Origin of the sequence: Xenorhabdus sp. PB30.3 (assembly GCF_963895965.1) — a bacterium.
Classification (GTDB): Bacteria; Pseudomonadota; Gammaproteobacteria; order Enterobacterales; family Enterobacteriaceae; genus Xenorhabdus; species Xenorhabdus stockiae.
Window position 1 is genome coordinate 1 of sequence record NZ_CAWQMW010000111.1, and the last position, 17,416, is coordinate 17,416.

Here is a 17,416-nt window from a genome sequence, read left to right on the forward strand (position 1 = left end):
AGATAAAATATAAACACAAGTTATATATTTCTTAAATAAAACATTCTTTGGTGATTACACATTCTGACTACTGTGCTTAACTCAATATCAGAAACCAACAACTACATACTTATATAGTATATCCGAAATGCCTCACAACAGTAAGTTCCACCAGCTATCATATATTCCCGCATCCGGCCGGAATAGGCGGTAGCTTTGCATACAAGCGAGTCCATATTATGGAAAGACAGTTTATCGCACATACTTCATCCGGCGAAGAGTTATACTTTAAATCACTTAAAGGAATAGAAAGATTATCGGAACCTTATGAATTTGAGATCGAATTACTGAGTAAAAATAGATTATCTGATCCTATATCTCTTCATAATACTGTACTTACCGTAGAAATAAAAACCCCGTCAAAACAAACAAGATATTTAAGTGGCTATATAGAAAAAATCTCTTATTCGCCATTTTATAAATATGATGACAGGCTTTATTTATATACTGCTACAGTAAGGCCTAAGCTTTCGGAACTAAAAAAGAAATCCGGTTATAGCATCTGGCAGGAAAAAACCGTACCTGAGATTGTCACTACAGTATTACAGGGTGCCGATGTTAATTTTGAAGATAATCTCATAGAAAATTATCGCCCATGGGAATATTGCGTTAAATATAACGAAACTGATTTCGATTTTATTCATCGTCTAATGGCGCATGAAGGTATTTATTATTACTTTAAACATGAGAATGGCAACCACACTATGGTATTAGTCGATATGCCCCAAATGCATTATCCAATGCCGGGGTATGACACGATTAAATATTTCAGTGTCGGTAGCATATTCAAGAAACTGGACCAAGAATATATCTATACTTGGAATATTAGCAGTTCGACTATCCCCAACAGTTTCAGTACTGATGACTACGATTTTCGTAAGCCCCGGGCTAAATTACAGTCTCTCACTCAAACATCGCTCAGTTCTGTTGATAGTACAGAGATATTTATGTGGCCGGGACGCTTTATAAAAGGTGATCAGGGGCAATTTTATGTTCGTATACTTCAACAGGCTTCAGAAGCACAAAGTGAGCTGATTAATGGGGAAGGCAATGTATTGGGAATGGCTCCGGGCCACACTTTCACACTCTCTCTGCCTAATAGTATTAAAGGGGATGATTACAATGATTATCTGATTACCGGGGCACAATATTCATTTTATGAATCCGATTATGGCTCAGTCTTTGAGTATGATAGTGATGACGATGATAGTGATGATGATAATCCTGACAAAAATATTGTTCAGTTTGAAGCTATCCCCTCCAATGTCCATTGGAAACCACAAGCCATCACGCTCTGGCCAAAAGCAACCGGTGTTGAAACTGCGGTCGTAACAGGCCCTAAAAATAAACCGATATGGACTGATAAGTATGGCCGGATAAAAGTGAAATTCCGTTGGGATAAAACAGATAAAAAAGACGATACCAGTTCCTGCTGGATACGTGTAGCAACACGTTGGGCTGGCTGGCGTTACGGCAGTATCAACGTTCCCCGTGTGGGAGAAGAAGTTGTTATCAGTTTTGTCAATGGCGACCCGGATAAACCTTTTGTTATCGGTAGTACTTATAACAATGAAAATATGCCACCGTGGGAACTTCCCAAACATGAAACTCGCAGTGGTGTGATGTCAAATACCAAAAATGGTAAGCATGATCAGGCTAACTATCTTTTTATGGATGATGAACCGGATAAGGAGTTATTTGATCTGCACGCAGAGCGGGATATGAATATCTCCGTTGAAAAAGATAAGACAGTCAAAATTGATGGGAAGCGTACTACGGAAATTAAAAAAGAACAAACAGACACGGTAACAGGTAAAGCGAATTTCACCTACAAAGATAATCGGGATACGACTGTCAACGGCAAAGATACCTTAACGATTGATAAAGGGCAGCAACGAACCATTAAAAAAGGGCGAAACACCGAAATCGATGGTGGAGATACTTACAAACTCACAGGCAATTTAACTGCCAAAATTGATGGAAACTGGACTCAAAATATTACCGGAACAACGCTAATCAACAGCCCTAGTCTCATTACACTCAAAAGTGATACTAATATTGTGATGGATTGCCCAACGTCTATATTTTCTTCCAGTATCGGTAAAATAAGTGCCACAGGATTTAGTATTTCTGCCACGGGTTTTAGTGCATCCACCACTCACACTAGTGTCTCAGCCAATGAGCTTGTTACATCCATCACAGGAATTTCCGTCGGTGTTACTGTAATCAATCTAAGTAAAACAGGCGTAAATATTACAAAAAATGATGTCAATGTAGCCGCAAACGCACTTGCTGTTGCACAATCAAACATCCGACTCATTGCTTCTTCCCTACATTTGTTTGTCTGATAATTTAACAGTCAATACTTCAATGAAAATCATCAAACCACTACGCTTAAGTATGCTTTATCGGCCTTATCGCTGGATGCAGAAAAATCATCTCGGCGTCACTGTTATGGCTCTGGTCGATATGGGATTAGCTCCCCGTCTGCGGCCTGAGCCTGAACTTTGGCAACTGGCAGAAAAAGAACTGAAAACCTGTAATGGTATTATTGACCTTGCCATGCCTAAATCCCTACCCGAATTTCTGGCGACAGGTTATGCCTATACCCATCATCAGACTGATAAAACCGCCTGTAATGTGCGTATTAAAGTTGATCAATTAGAAAAAAAACTGGCTGTTTTTGGTGATCGTTACTGGTTGGGTGATACTTCTTCAAAACCTCAGGCTTTTGAACAAATGCGACTGGACTGGAGCCGGGCTTTTGGAGGGGAAGGTTATGATGATAACCCACACGGCATTGGCTTCACGCCGGAAATACTGGAAAACGGCAATAAAATTCATCGGTTACCTAATATTGAAGCTTTCCATAAGCAGTTGTTATCCCCGGAAGATACCCCTGAACCTGCCAGTTTTTGCCCACTGGATTTTACATGGCCACGCCGGTTTGAACGCATCGGTAAGCAATATGATAAGGAATGGCTGGAAAACGAATTTCCGGGATATGCCCATGATATTGACTGGCGGTTATTTAATGCCGCGCCACAGGATCAGTGGTGGGAGCAACTGCCTGCCCTGCCGGTTAAAGCTGCATGGCGGATTGAGAACATGCACCCCCAAAAACCGGTGCAGGAAGGCCGTCTGCCAGCATGGAATGTGCGCTGTTTTATCAAACGGTTACGTCTTAATGAAGAGATTGACGAAGAAATTGTTATGCGCCAGACAACCGTATGGTTTTTCCCTCATCTGGAGCAAATGCTCCTGATATGGCAAGGAAGTACACGAATAAATGAAGATGATGCAGCCGATGTCTTACAGATGATATCCGCGCTGGAACAACAGGATAGCCCGCTACCCGCCAGTCATTATCTGGAAGTTGCCAGACAGCGCATGGACAAAGAAAAAGGTGTGTTATACACGTTCAGGGAAAAAGATCTTATTCCTGAGGACATTATCGGCCCATGGATAGATACAGAGTCCTCAGTAGAAAGCAGCCCGATACAGGAATCGGTACTTAGGCGTCAAAAGCTCCTCCATGAACAGCAAGCAGCGCGTTTAGCTGAACAGGGTTATGATATCAATACAATGATCCCACCCACTTCTCCGGTCGCAGTACCTTCAACCAATCTCCGACTGGATGAACTACCAGAATTCATGGAAAAAATCGAACAGGAGGCCGATCAAAAAAAAGCCGAAGCCGAGCTGAAACAAACAGAGATAACCGCCAAAGCAAAAGAACAGGGTATCGATACGTATTTATCTCTTCCGGAGAGTAATACCAAAGGCCCGGAAGGAATTTATTCAACACGGGATATATTACGTAAGCAACAGCAGCACACCGGATTGAGCGATCAAGAACTGGCACAAATTGAACAGTCGCTACGTGATACCTATTTTTTGACGGTGCAATCCCAGAGTCCTGCTTTGCGACTGAAGGGTGAGTTATCAGAAATCATCCGCAAAAGGGCACAAAAAATTATGGAGCAAGGTGGTAATTTCAGTGGCATGGATTTTACTGGTGCAGATTTATCCAACATGGATCTACGTGGCGCAAACTTTTCCGGCGCATTATTGGAAAGTGCCTGTTTTAATCACAGCCAACTGGATAAAGCGGATTTCAGCGAAGCAATGCTGGCCAGAGCAGAATTTTGTCATACTTCCTTGTCTGGCGTGAAACTGGATAAAGCGAATCTGGTACTGGCTAAATGTGAGCAGAGTGACTTTTCCAATACCGATTTCAAAGAGGTTCAATTGCAGGAAGCCCTATTTGATCACTGTCAATTCAACCACTCCACATTCACCGATCTTTTACTGAGACAATTCTTTATTACACATTGTGATTTTCACTATTCACAATGGAATAACTGTACACTGACAGAACTGGAATTACCCGCTCTCAGCTTTAATCACGCAACACTGAATAAAGTCATTTTTCTTAAATGTAAACTGGAACAGGCCATTTTTGATGACGCACAATGTGAAAGTTGTTCATGGGTAGAAACGGAAGTCAATCACATCCGGTTCTGTTCAGCAAGCCTGTTGAATTGTGCTTTTGTGATGAACAGTACACTTAATCAGGCTGATTTTACTCAGGCAACACTAACTGAGTGTAATTTGCGTCAGATGCCGTTGGTTCAGGCTCGATTTCATTCCGCTATGCTGAATAACAGCGATTTGAGTGAAGCTGACTGTCGGTCAGCCGATATGCAACATCTGAATGCAACAAAAAGTATTTTCATCAGAACGGATTTTCGGGAGGCTCTGTTGAATAATGCCAGCCTGATGGGTGCTCTGATGCAGAAATGTAGCTTGCATGGTACTGATTTACGCGGCGCGAATTTATTTCGGGCCGATATGTCTCAGTCTGTCATTGATGATTCAACCCAGTTTGAAGGTGCTTATCTGCAAGGTATCAAAACCTTGCCTAAACGCGATAAGGAAGTGATATGAATTCACTGTCAGCAGATGAACTGATCGCGAAAATCAAACAGGGTGACATCATTGAAAAAGTCAGTCTGGCACATATCTCACTAGCCCAGCGGGATTTAACCGACGGAATATTCAAAGAAGTCGATTTCTCCGGTGCTGATTTTTCCCACGCTCAACTGAAAGATACCATTTTTACCGCCTGTCAGTTCAAAGAGGTAACATTTGATTCCGCCCTCTTCGAACAGAGTGTTTTTGAACAGTGCAGTCTGGCGAGTGCCACCTTCGATAAAAGCCACATAACCAACAGCCTGTTTAATCAATGTGATTTAAAGAAAACCCGCTTTACAGAAACAATACAGAACAACTCTCAATTTACCTCAAGTATTCTGCAAGAAGCCGATTTCAATCACAGCGATCTTAAGCGAATTGCCTTTATTGACTCATCGCTTGATCAGGCCCGCATCACTTCCAGCGATCTTTTTCTGGTTACCTTTTTTCGCCAGAATTTACGGAAAACGCACTTTTCTGCCAGTAAATTCACGAAAGCGGTTTTTTTTGAATGTGATCTGCGAGGTCAGGACTATCAACAACAACAATTTCAGGAATGTCAGTTTACCGGTTGTCAGCTTGAAGCCGTGAATTTCAGCCATGCCAGATTAACCAACTGTAACTTCAAAGGAGCGGGTTTACAGGGGGCAGTATTATCCAATGTTAACGCGACCCAATCCCTATTTATCGAAGCGGATTTGACTCGGGCACATTGCAGCAACAGCTTATTTATCCAGTCTATTTTTGTCAGTGCCTGTCTCGAATCCGCTGACTTCAGACAAAGCCAGCTAACACAGGCCATTATGCATAAAGTTCATGCCGTCAATGCCCAGTTTACCGGTGCTGACATGACCTATGCCGATCTTTCCTACGCCAACGTCAGCAACAGTGATTTTCGTACCACGCATTTTATGCGAACACTTTTTCATCGTGCTGAACAGGCTGGGGCATTGTTCTCCGATCGTAATGGCATTCTGGAAAATGATCCTGAACTGTTTGCCGCCGAAGAGTGGGAGCTACAACGCAAGATTTAATCAGGAGAACTAAAATGTCAGAACTTTCTTACGCGTCCTATACACTTTCTTCACCTTTGCTTACGGATGAACCCTCACAACAGGTTGCAGGACAGGTTATTAGCCGCCTTCAGGATGGTAGCTTAATGGTGGAAAGCTACAGCCGGGGATGGCATTGCCGACGGGCTGCCAGTTGCTTACTGACACCTGAACTGGGTGATACCGTATTACTCACAAAAGTAGAGGGGCAACTCTGGGTGCTGGCTATATTAGAACGCCCTGAACAACAACAATCGGCAGAAATCAGCGTACCCGGTGATTTGACTATTGCGCCTCAGGGTAATTTACATTTAAACAGCGAAGGATTGCATATTGATGCCAACGATGGGCAATGCCATATCAAGAAAATGCAATACACGGGTGAATCTCTCTCTGCATGGGTGTCAGTGACCCAATTGATTGGCAATAAACTTGAATCAGTCTGGCAGACCGTCACGCAACTCAGTCACCGCCTGTTTCGTCATACCACACAGACAGAACAAGTACGGGCAGGCCAGTTAGATATACAGGCTGAAAACTACCTGCGCCTGCATGCCCAAAATACCATGATGTCAGCAAAAGCCATTACCAAAATAGATGCTGAACAAATTCATATTGGTTAAGGAGGTATTATGTTTGCCAATACTCAAAGCGGGGGAATGGATCTGGCTACCCCTGATGTCTGCATGACCCCCCCTTTTTCCACACCTATACCGTATCCCAATATGGCTCAGGGACCTACCGGTATTACGAATGCCATGAACATCTTATTTGCAGGAGCACCAGCCCATAATCTGATGACAATCTATCCCATGACTATGGGCGATAACGCCGGCGTTAATACTGGTGTGGCTTCCGGTACGGTGATGGGACCAGCACGGCATACATTAGGGGCGAATACTCTGTTAATCAAAGGCGCTCCCGTGACGCGGCTAACCAGCATGTCAATGCAGAACTCGACCAACTCTGTCGGCTGTCGGATTACGCCAAGCCAAACCAAGGTGCTGATTTTATCAGCCTGATACCCAACTTTTCTTTTATTCCATACTGGCTATACTAAAATTATTAATAATTCATGAAATTTATTACCTTATATTTTGTACTGAAAAAAACAAAATATTTTAATAAAAACCTTGTATTCAATTAGTTGTATTCAATTAACTGTTGGGTGATAACTGCTGGATGGCGAAAAGAATTTTATTAACGTTTCTATTAATCATGGCAGGCTGCTCATCACAGCAGCCAGAAAAATTACCTCCTTACCAATTAGTTTTTAATATTGCACCAAATGTTAATGATTCAGCTCCACTGAAGATTGACGTTATGCTATTGAAATCAAAAGAAGAGTTCATGTCGGCAGACTTTTTTTCGCTTCAGGGCAATGCGAAAGCAGCGCTGGGGGATAAATTAGTCAATGAGGATCGGTTTTTTATCCTCCCTACCGAACATGTCCGTCATCTACTGGAACAGAATCAGCCAGAAATTCATTACATTGGAATTGTTGCCGAATACAGGCAATTAGATGGAAAGAAATGGCGTATTGCTCTTCCGGTATCGGTACCAGCAAAGCCTCCGTTTTATAAATTCTGGCGTTCTGCACCTGACAAGCTACAGGTGTGCATTAAAGTTACTGGCTCTGGTTTAACTCCTGACTTAACTTGTGCTGCATGAACTGAAGAAAATCATGAATAAATCTGAAAAAGTCATTTGGACAGAAGGGATGTTCTTACGCCCTCATCACTTCCAGCAGGCTGAAAGCTATCTGGAAGCCTATGTCCGTGATTGGGGGAAAGCCCAACTGCCTTATTATTGGGGTTTTCTGACTCTCGAACTGAATCAGGAATTTCTCAATCAGGGGAAAATTATGCTTTCCTCTGCGAGCGGTATTTTTCCGGATGGAACTCCATTCAGTTTTGATGGTGCTAACGCACCAGAACCTTTACAACTCTCTGAAAATCAGACCGATATTAATGTCATGCTGGCGCTCCCCCACTTTCGGCGGGGCAGAGAAGAAGTCATTTTCAGTGAGCAGAAAAATTCGCTGGCGCGTTTCATCAGTTTTGAAACCGAAGTCAATGACTTTAATGCCATGTCAGTGGGCAGTGCTGCTTTACAATTCGGCAAAATGCGCCTGCGCCTGATGGCGGAATCTGATTTAACACCAGAATGGACTGCATTGAAGATTGTTCACGTAGTGAATAGAACCAGTGATAATAAAATATATCTTGATCAACAGTTCATCCCTCCCCTGCTCAACTGTTATGCCAGCCCGCAAGTAGCCGGGTTTGTAACCGATATTCAGGGGTTACTGGAACAGCGCCGCCAGCAGATAAGCCAGCGTTTATTACAGCTGGGGCGACATAATGACTCTGAAATCATGGATTTTCTCTTACTGTCCCTTGTAAATCGCTACAGTGGTCAGGTAAACCACGCAAACAATTTATCATTATTGCATCCAGAAAGATTATTCAGCGAATGGCTGCAATTTGCCACTGAACTGGCGACATTCTCCCAAAGTCGTGTTCCTGATGAAAATCTTCCTCTCTATGATCATGACAATCTGACCCTGAGTTTTAATCAGCTTATGTTCCATCTGCGTCAGGGGCTGTCCATCATTCTGGAAGAACACGCTATTCAGTTACCACTCACTGAGTACTCTCATGGCCTGAATATCGCCACACTACCTAATGCCAACATGGTGAATACATTCAGCTTTATTCTGGCTGTCCATGCCGAAACCACTAATGAAACCCTGATGAGCCATTTTCCGGCTCAGATGAAAATTGCCCCTGTCGGGCGTATCCGTGAATTAGTGCAGTTGCAGTTACCCGGTATTGCAATACGGGCTTTGCCATCTGTGCCGAGGCAAATTCCCTGGCACTCAGGGTATGTCTATTTCGAACTAGAAAAAGAGGGCGATTTGTGGAAACAAATGGATAAAGCCGGTGGCTTTGCATTGCATCTGGCGGGTGATTTTCCCGGTTTAAATATGGAGTTTTGGGCTGTCCGTAACCAGCCTAAACAACCTAAATGAAGGTAACGACGCCTATGATGAGACAAGAAGCTCTTCATACTGATCAGATATGGCTTGCTGATGACACCCGTGAGAATCCGTTGGTGGCTGCGGCCAATCCTCTGCTGAATACGATCCCAAAAATCCGGCACACCACCTCCCACCCGGATCCTGCAGATTTACGGCAACATCTGATCGATGAAATACGACGCTTTGAAGTCGCATGTCAACAGGTAAACCAACCCTATGAAGTTATTATCGGGGCGCGTTACTGTTTGTGCACCGCCTTAGACGAAGCGGCCGCCCTGACTCCATGGGGAAGTCGTAGTGTCTGGTCAGGTAGTGGATTATTGGTCACGTTTCATAATGAAACCTGGGGTGGTGAAAAATTCTTTCAGCTTCTGGCTAAACTATCACAAAACCCCAAAGAGAATTTATTTCTGCTGGAATTGATTAATTTTTGTCTCCAGCTCGGGTTTGAAGGGCGATACCGCATCATGGATAACGGTCGTTCTCAGCTGGAAACACTAAAACAACGTCTGTACCAGTTGATCCATTCAATCCGAGGCAATTATCCGGCCGAGCTGTCACCTAATTTGCAGTTGCTCAAAAAACCCAATAAAGCCTGGAAACCTTTCTTACCCATGTGGGTTTGTCTGCTATTTCTGTGTTTTTTGGGCTGTATCCTGTATATCAGCCTGAACTGGCAACTGGGTAATATCACTACCCCGGTTTTATCCTCTATCTACCAGACCAGTCTGCCCAATGTGCCCGACAGAAAAATATCATCGCCACCACCTCCTGCACCAGTAAAAAAGGAAAAACCGAATCTTAGAAGCCGATTGCAAGCTGAAATATCTGCCGGAATGTTAACCGTATCCGTGAATGATAAGAATGTGATTACACTGGAGGGTGATGGTGTATTCAGATCTGGTTCATCTCGCATCAAGAAAAACTATTTATATGTTATCAAACGTATTGCAGAAGAGATGAATCATTACAAAGGTGAAATTCTGGTGGTCGGATATACCGACAATGTACCCATTTATTCATCATCTTTTTCCTCTAATTACGCGTTATCGCTGGCCAGAGCCAAATCTGTCCAAAAAGAACTCCAGCGCTATCTGGAGCAGCCGGGACGCGTCAAAACAGAGGGAAAAGGTGCAAGCGATCCTCTGGTACCCAATAACACCCCCGCTAACCGGGCTAAAAACAGACGAGTAGAAATCACGCTGTTAGTTTCTCCTGATGCTCAAATAAAGTGAGGAAACTAAGATGTTGAATGTGCTCCTTTCTATTATCACCAGCAGACTGACATGGAGTTTTATCGGAATAACGATACTTGCTTGCATTATCGGTTTCTGGGGGCCCATTATTTCTGTTGGTGATGTTGTACCATTTAAATCATTTACAATACGGGTAGCCACCATTGCCTTCCTTTACTTTTTTTGGGTTATTAGTTTACTCATCCCTCACTTATACCGGACTTGGCTGAATAAAAAACTGGCTAATCAGCTGAATATTATCAAAGGCAGCGAATCCGAAAAGACGCAGGAAAAACAACAAAATGAACAGCACCTGTCCCTGTCAGAACGTTTTTCTGATGCTGTAAAATTATTGAGAAAGGCTTATTTTTCCGGCCTGAATGGTAAAAATAAACCCACCCTGAGAGGTTTTTTCAGCCGCCAGTACCTGTACCAATTACCCTGGTATCTGGTCATCGGGGCACCGGGTTCAGGTAAAACAACTGCGCTGTCGAATTCCGGCCTGAATTTTCCACTATTAGATTATTTCGGCAGAGCTGCCCTGCACAGCATGCAGGATAGTAATAGCTGTAACTGGTGGTTCACGACTAATGCCGTTCTGCTGGATACCGCCGGGCGCTATACGATTCAGGATAACACTGTCCAAAAATCCAATTTCAGGGAATGGAAAACATTTATTAAGCTGTTGAAGAAATACCGCACACGTCAGCCTATTAATGGAGTTATCCTGACCCTCAGTGTGGAGGATCTGCTGAATCCATCGACAGAAGCCCGTGATAACCACGCCTATATGCTGCGCAGGCGCTTATCGGAATTACATGAAAAATTTAAGACTCAGTTTCCGGTTTATCTTTTTATTACTAAAACCGACTTGTTAAAAGGCTTCACTGCCTATTTTACGCACCTTGATAAAGCATCACGCGAACAAATCTGGGGGCTGACCTTTCCACAAAACAACAAAGTGGACTGGAACATCAACGCTGCCTTTGACGAACAATACCGTCAGTTACAACGGCGGCTGGATGCTGAATTACCCTATATTCTGCTGAATGAATCCAATCCACAGCAGTCTGCTGAAAGTTACCTGTTTCCCCAGGAGTTTGCTGCCCTGCATCCGTATATTGCCCAGTATCTTGAGATAATTTTCGCCCGATCCGGATTTGAAGCTCCCAGTTATCCCAGAGGGCTTTATTTCACCAGCGGTAAACAGGAAGGAATTCCGTTTGATTCTGTGATGGAAAAATTTAATCAAAATGTCCAGTTACCGACTGATAACAATAGTATTTCGATGTCATGGGGCAATGGTGAAGATAAAGGGATGCACTATCCCTCTCAGGCCCAGCAGCCGTACTTTCTGAAAAACTTACTGGAAGGCATTTTTCAGGAAGCCGGGCTTGCCAGTTATAACCGTTGGTGGATATACAAGAATCGGCTGGTTAACTGGTTAGGTTATATGACACTGATAGCGATCCTGATCGCGGTAACCACCTTATTTCTGACCAGTTATCACAATAATGAAAATTATCTTGCTGAAATTCAGGCAAAAATGCCGTCTATTACGAAACTGGGTGATGAGTTAAAGCAAAACACGAATAATGCTAATGAAGCAAATAATATCTATAACTTATTACCGATGTTGAACACGCTGGCCAATCTGGCCCAAAGTCAGCATTTTTCGCTGGACGATCCGCCGATATCTTATCGCATGGGCTTGTACACGGGTGAACTGGTCAACGATGCCGGACATGACCTGTATACGAAAGCACTACAATCATTACTGCTGCCACATGTAGCAAGGCTTATCACCGATCAGCTAAAACAGGTCAGTAATAATGATATCGATAAAACATATAGTGCATTAAAGGCATATCAGATGTTATATCAACCCGACCATTATGACGGTAAGTTCCTGCGTAACTGGGTAATGCAGTATCTGGAGGCACAATTAGCACCCGATACTCCTGAGATACAATTCAAACAGCTGGACTGGCACCTCGGCCAGCTACTGGATAATCAGCCGGTTACATCACCCTATGTCTTTGATAGCTCACTGGTTGAAAGCAGGCAGGCGTTCATCAGCAGTACGCCTCTCGCAGTACGAACCTACGCCAGACTACAAAGCGCTCTGCTGAACAATCCCGATTTAGAACCGGTCAATTTAGTTACCCTTGCCGGTCCACAGGCTGATCTGGCTTTTTCTCATATCAGTAATGAACCAATAACCAGTGGAGTTCCTGGGCTGTTTACGCCAGCGGGTTATCAGAAAATCATCAAAGATATGGAACCGTTGATTGCCGGTTCCTATATACAAGATAGCTGGGTGCTGGGTTCTTACGCCAAAAAACAGCCAGTTAAACTAGTTGAGCAATCTGTCCGGCAAATTTATGTTAATGACTATATTTATCAATGGGATAAATTTCTGGGTGATATTCGTTTAAACCATATTGATGATTTAACGCAGCGGGCTAACACTGCGCGCTTACTTTCATCTTCGGTTTCACCCCTGCGTCTTCTTCTGATCAATATCAGTAAAAATCTAACCCTGAATGATCCGCTCAATAGCCTGATGAATAAAGGCAAGAATATTGCGAAACTGGGTAGCTTAAGCAGCAAGACCAGTAATTTGGCTAATAAAGCCAATAGGTTAGCTAACCTGGCTCCCCAACAGATGATATTACAGAATAACGGGCAACCCTCACCGGAAAATATGTTAGAGGCACATTTTGCGCAAATTACCGATTTGGCGAAAAATCCGGACGGAAAAAACCCGCAAATACCTTTCGATGATATATTGAAAAAAATTAGTGAATTATACCAATACCTGACTTCAGTACAGAATGCCGTGAATACCGGTTCAACGTTTCCACCCAATAATATTATCACTCAACTACAGACCGCATCAGAGCGACTGCCTATGCCGTTCAGGGATATGATCACCTCACTGGCAATCGGTGCCAGCAGTGATGCACAAATCAGCGATATGAGAAGTGTCGGTAAACAGCTCAGCTCTGAAATCGGCGGGTTTTGCAATCAGGCCATCACAAATCGTTATCCGCTGGTAGCTACGGCACATGTCGATATTAAACCAGATGATATGGCTCGCATGTTTGCCCCCGAAAAAGGGATGATGGACAGTTTTTACAAAAAGAACTTAGAGGGAAAAGTCGATACATCCCAGCCCCAATGGCGCTTTATGCCGGGTGTGGATGGCAAACCGCTGCCGGGAGGAGCAAGATTACTCCGGCCTTTCCAACAGGCTAAGATCATCAGTGATACATTCTTTGGGAACGGCACTCCTACACCGTCATTTACTGTCATGGTTCAGCCGATAAGTATGGGTAACCAAATATTGAGCATGGTTCTGAATGTCGGAGGGCAGCAGTTGCAATACAGCCACGGCCCTCAGGTTCCACAACTCATCAACTGGCCGGGGTCTACCGGAGTTAATCAGGCCAGTATTCAACTGAACTTAGCTGATGGTACAACAGCGACCTTATCCGCTTCCGGCCCCTGGGCGCTGAACCGATTGCTGGATAAAGCAAAACAAGTCTCGCATAGCAGTTCTGCCCATCATGATGATTCAGCTCTACAGGCCACATTTAATATTCAAGGTCACACTGTCGTACTGGGATTTACACCAAACAGTATTTTCAGTCCGTTTAAACTGCCTGCATTCTCCTGTCCGAATATGAAGAGCATATAAACGCCATGAGCCATGAAAACAGTACGAATATCGATGCGTTACTTGCGCCAATAAGCAGCAAGTTCCCTTGCGGAGAGAATCTCGAATACGATGATGATTTTCTGCTATTAGAACAAAGTCTCGTTGGCAAAACAGAACAGCAGTTCGGTGATTTCCTGATCCCGGCCGAACCCCCTAACTGGCTGGAAGTAGAAAAACAGGCCACAAACCTACTGCTGTCCCGGACTAAAGACCTGCGTATTATTATCGCCCTGATGCATGCATGGGTAGAAGCGCGTGGATTATCCGGTTATGCCGATGGTCTGGCTCTCCTTAAACAGATGTTGGAACGCTATTGGGATGAAGTGTGGCCAAAACTGGAATTTGATGGTGAATACGATCCTTTATTCCGTCTCAATACGCTGGCAGATATCGAAGACGGCTCTCCGCTGACTCTGAAAGTACAGAATTCGATTCTACTGAAAAATGTTTTGCAGGAATTATCATTCCGTGATGTTTACTCACTGCTCGACGGGTCAATAACCGAAATTAGTGGCTATACAGGAGGACGTACACGTTTATTAAAGGAGTTAAAACAAGAATCGAGCAGCCCGGAAATATCTATACTGGTAGTTATTCGTGATCACGTCACAGCCCTGACTGAACTGATTCACCGGCATTTATCCGCCAGCCATTCACCTGAATTTTCTCTGCTGTTAAAACACCTGAATACGGTGATTGAGTTCAGTCTGTTAAAACCACCAGCCTCAGCAGAAGCTCCTATGACTGATAGCGATAAAGCCGCTTCTGAGTCTGAACCAGTGAGTAAACCGGCATCCACTTCAGTAAAAAATACGGTAATCCCCGAACCATCAGCTGACTTATCCTCATTCGACTGGTATGAAGTGGAAGCTCATAATCGCGAAGAAGTACGTATGTTGTTGGAAAAAGTGAAGCTTTATTTCATCACACATGAACCGAGCCACCCCGCTCCGATGATGATTGACCGCATTCAACAGCTGATTGATCGTAATTTTATCGACATTATTTCTAATCTTGCACCAGAAGGATTACATCAGCTCGCCATCATTTTTGGCTATGCTGATAATTCCGGTACAGATACAGACCAAGATGATACCCACTAACCGCTTATAACCTCTTATTCAGAGATTCAACGCATTATTCACTCTCCCCTTAATCTATCTAGCCAGTATTGGAGAATTTGTCATGAAATCCAGCGGACAAAAATTTATAGCTCGAAATCGCGCTCCCCGTGTCCAGATTGAATACGATGTCGAGCTTTATGGCTCAGAAAAAGTGGTTCAACTGCCGTTTGTCATGGGGGTTATGGCTGATTTGGCAGGGAAATCCACAGAAGCCCAGCCAGAAATTACTGATCGGAAATTTCTGGAAATCGATGTTGATAACTTTGACGAACGCATGAAGTCAATAAAACCCCGGGCTGCCTTTCAGGTTGATAACACCCTGACAGGTGATGGCAAACTGAATGTTGAACTGGTTTTTGAAAGAATGGAGGATTTTCAGCCAGATGCTATCGCTAAAAAGGTAGAGCCTTTGGCTAATCTGTTGGAAGCACGTACCCAACTGGCGAACCTGCTGTCTTATATGGATGGCAAAACTGGTGCAGAACAACTGATTGCCGAAATACTGCAAAACCCAGCCCTGTTGAAATCACTGGCGGAAGCGCCAAAACCTGAAGACAGCATTTCATCTGAAGACAACACGCCAGGATCAGATGAAAGCGCTGAAAATAAGGAGTAATTGATGAGCACGACCGAACAAGAAACCTTGTCTCAACAAGAGCAGACGCTAAAAGAGTACACGGCTGATGAGTTAAGTGTATTGCTCGGTAAGGAATTCCGCCCGCAAAGTGATCAGACCCGTAGTGCCGTTGAAAATGCGGTCAAAACACTGGCGCAGCAGGCACTGGAAAATACAGTGACGCTCTCTGGTGATACCTATCGTACCATCCAGTCACTGATTGCCGAAATTGATACCAAAATCTCACAGCAAATGAACCATATCCTGCACCATGATGAGTTTCAGACACTCGAAGGCGCATGGCGGGGTCTGCATTATCTGATTAATAACACGGAAACGGATGAAATGCTGAAAATCCGTGTGATGTGTCTGTCCAAAAAAGAACTCCGTAACACCTTAAAACGCTTTAAGGGTATCAGCTGGGATCAAAGCCCACTGTTTAAGAAAATCTATGAAGCGGAATATGGCCAGTTTGGTGGTGAACCTTTCGGCTGTCTGGTGGGAGATTACTATTTTGACCACACCGCACCGGACGTTGAACTATTGCGCCAAATATCGCAAATCAGCGCCTCAGCACACTGCCCGTTTATTGCCGGAGCCGCACCCAGTGTGATGCAGATGAGCTCCTGGCAGGAGCTGGCTAATCCACGCGATCTCACCAAAATCTTCCAGAATACGGAATACGCCCCCTGGCGGAGTTTACGTGAATCAGAAGACGTCCGTTACATCGGATTAGCATTACCGCGTTTTCTGTCCCGTTTACCTTATGGTGCTCTGACAAATCCCGTTGATAACTTCAATTTTGAAGAGAATACCGATGGGCCTACCCACGAAAATTATACCTGGGCGAATGCAGCTTATGCGATGGCCGTTAATATCAACCGCTCATTTAAACTGTATGGCTGGTGTACCTCTATCCGTGGCGTAGAATCCGGCGGTATTGTGGAAAATCTGCCTTGTTATACTTTCCCCTCTGATGACGGCGGCGTGGATATGAAATGCCCCACCGAAATTGCCATCAGTGACCGCCGTGAGGCTGAATTAGCCAAAAATGGCTTTATTCCGCTCCTGCACCGTAAAAACACCGATATGGCTGCCTTTATTGGTGCCCAGTCACTACAAAAACCCTCGGAATATTATGATCCTGATGCAACAGCGAATGCCAACCTTTCGGCTCGCCTGCCCTATTTGTTTGCTTGCTGCCGCTTTGCCCATTATCTGAAATGTATCGTCCGTGACAAGATCGGGACATTTCAGGAGCGCAGTGATATGGAACGCTGGCTGAATGAGTGGATCACAAATTATGTCGATGGTGACCCAGTCAATTCAACACCGTTCACTAAAGCCAAGAAACCACTGGCAGCCGCAGAAGTTCAGGTCGAAGAGATTGAGAGCAACCCGGGATACTATCAGGCTAAATTTTTCCTGCGGCCTCACTATCAATTAGAAGGCCTGACAGTTTCTCTACGCCTGGTTTCAAAATTACCCTCACTAAAAGGAGCATGATACTAATCACTTATTTTTCAACACAAAACCCAATATCACTATTTTAGTTATCTTTCTGTAGCAGTACCCCCTCCCTCTATATGTGTATCCCAATAAACAT

At 44.0% G+C, this 17,416-nt stretch carries 12 protein-coding genes; all 12 read left to right on the forward strand.

The window, feature by feature from the left end; all coding sequences use genetic code 11:
* Positions 1 to 218: 218 nt before the first annotated feature.
* The 12 genes from AACX38_RS06680 (at position 219) to tssC (ending at position 17,316) form a co-directional block, all read left to right on the forward strand.
* A complete protein-coding gene (locus tag AACX38_RS06680; protein ID WP_228862820.1) occupies positions 219 to 2,387 on the forward strand; it encodes a type VI secretion system Vgr family protein in 2,169 nt (722 codons plus the stop codon).
* 22 nt (positions 2,388 to 2,409) lie between these two features.
* Positions 2,410 to 4,989 carry a DUF2169 family type VI secretion system accessory protein gene (locus tag AACX38_RS06685; protein ID WP_228862821.1) on the forward strand — a complete coding sequence of 860 codons (2,580 nt, stop codon included), beginning with the start codon at positions 2,410 to 2,412 and terminating at the stop codon, positions 4,987 to 4,989.
* The gene (locus tag AACX38_RS06690) at positions 4,986 to 6,050 is read left to right on the forward strand and encodes a pentapeptide repeat-containing protein (RefSeq protein ID WP_228862822.1); all 1,065 of its coding nucleotides are present in this window, start codon (positions 4,986 to 4,988) and stop codon (positions 6,048 to 6,050) included. The genes AACX38_RS06685 and AACX38_RS06690 overlap by 4 nt, the downstream gene beginning before the upstream one ends.
* Before the next feature lie 14 nt (positions 6,051 to 6,064).
* A complete protein-coding gene (locus tag AACX38_RS06695) occupies positions 6,065 to 6,691 on the forward strand; it encodes a DUF3540 domain-containing protein (RefSeq protein WP_228862823.1) in 627 nt (208 codons plus the stop codon).
* 9 nt (positions 6,692 to 6,700) lie between these two features.
* Positions 6,701 to 7,090 (forward strand): DUF4150 domain-containing protein, encoded by a 390-nt coding sequence (locus tag AACX38_RS06700; RefSeq protein ID WP_099108116.1) that lies wholly within the window; start codon positions 6,701 to 6,703, stop codon positions 7,088 to 7,090.
* 160 nt (positions 7,091 to 7,250) lie between these two features.
* Complete coding sequence (gene tssJ, locus AACX38_RS06705; protein ID WP_099121516.1) at positions 7,251 to 7,739, forward strand: type VI secretion system lipoprotein TssJ; 489 nt, start codon at positions 7,251 to 7,253, stop codon at positions 7,737 to 7,739.
* Positions 7,740 to 7,752: 13 nt separating this feature from the next.
* Positions 7,753 to 9,102 (forward strand): type VI secretion system baseplate subunit TssK, encoded by a 1,350-nt coding sequence (tssK, locus tag AACX38_RS06710; RefSeq protein WP_099121517.1) that lies wholly within the window; start codon positions 7,753 to 7,755, stop codon positions 9,100 to 9,102.
* A 17-nt stretch (positions 9,103 to 9,119) separates the two neighbouring features.
* Positions 9,120 to 10,346, forward strand: coding sequence for a DotU family type VI secretion system protein (locus AACX38_RS06715; protein WP_228862885.1), 1,227 nt, complete (start codon positions 9,120 to 9,122; stop codon positions 10,344 to 10,346).
* A gap of 10 nt (positions 10,347 to 10,356) precedes the next feature.
* On the forward strand, positions 10,357 to 14,049 hold the full coding sequence (gene tssM / locus AACX38_RS06720) for a type VI secretion system membrane subunit TssM (protein ID WP_228862824.1): 3,693 nt from the start codon (positions 10,357 to 10,359) through the stop codon (positions 14,047 to 14,049).
* A gap of 5 nt (positions 14,050 to 14,054) precedes the next feature.
* Positions 14,055 to 15,173, forward strand: coding sequence for a type VI secretion system protein TssA (gene tssA, locus AACX38_RS06725; RefSeq protein ID WP_099121519.1), 1,119 nt, complete (start codon positions 14,055 to 14,057; stop codon positions 15,171 to 15,173).
* An 82-nt stretch (positions 15,174 to 15,255) separates the two neighbouring features.
* On the forward strand, positions 15,256 to 15,810 hold the full coding sequence (gene tssB / locus AACX38_RS06730) for a type VI secretion system contractile sheath small subunit (RefSeq protein WP_099121520.1): 555 nt from the start codon (positions 15,256 to 15,258) through the stop codon (positions 15,808 to 15,810).
* Positions 15,811 to 15,813: 3 nt separating this feature from the next.
* A complete protein-coding gene (gene tssC, locus AACX38_RS06735; RefSeq protein WP_099121521.1) occupies positions 15,814 to 17,316 on the forward strand; it encodes a type VI secretion system contractile sheath large subunit in 1,503 nt (500 codons plus the stop codon).
* Positions 17,317 to 17,416: the final 100 nt, after the last annotated feature.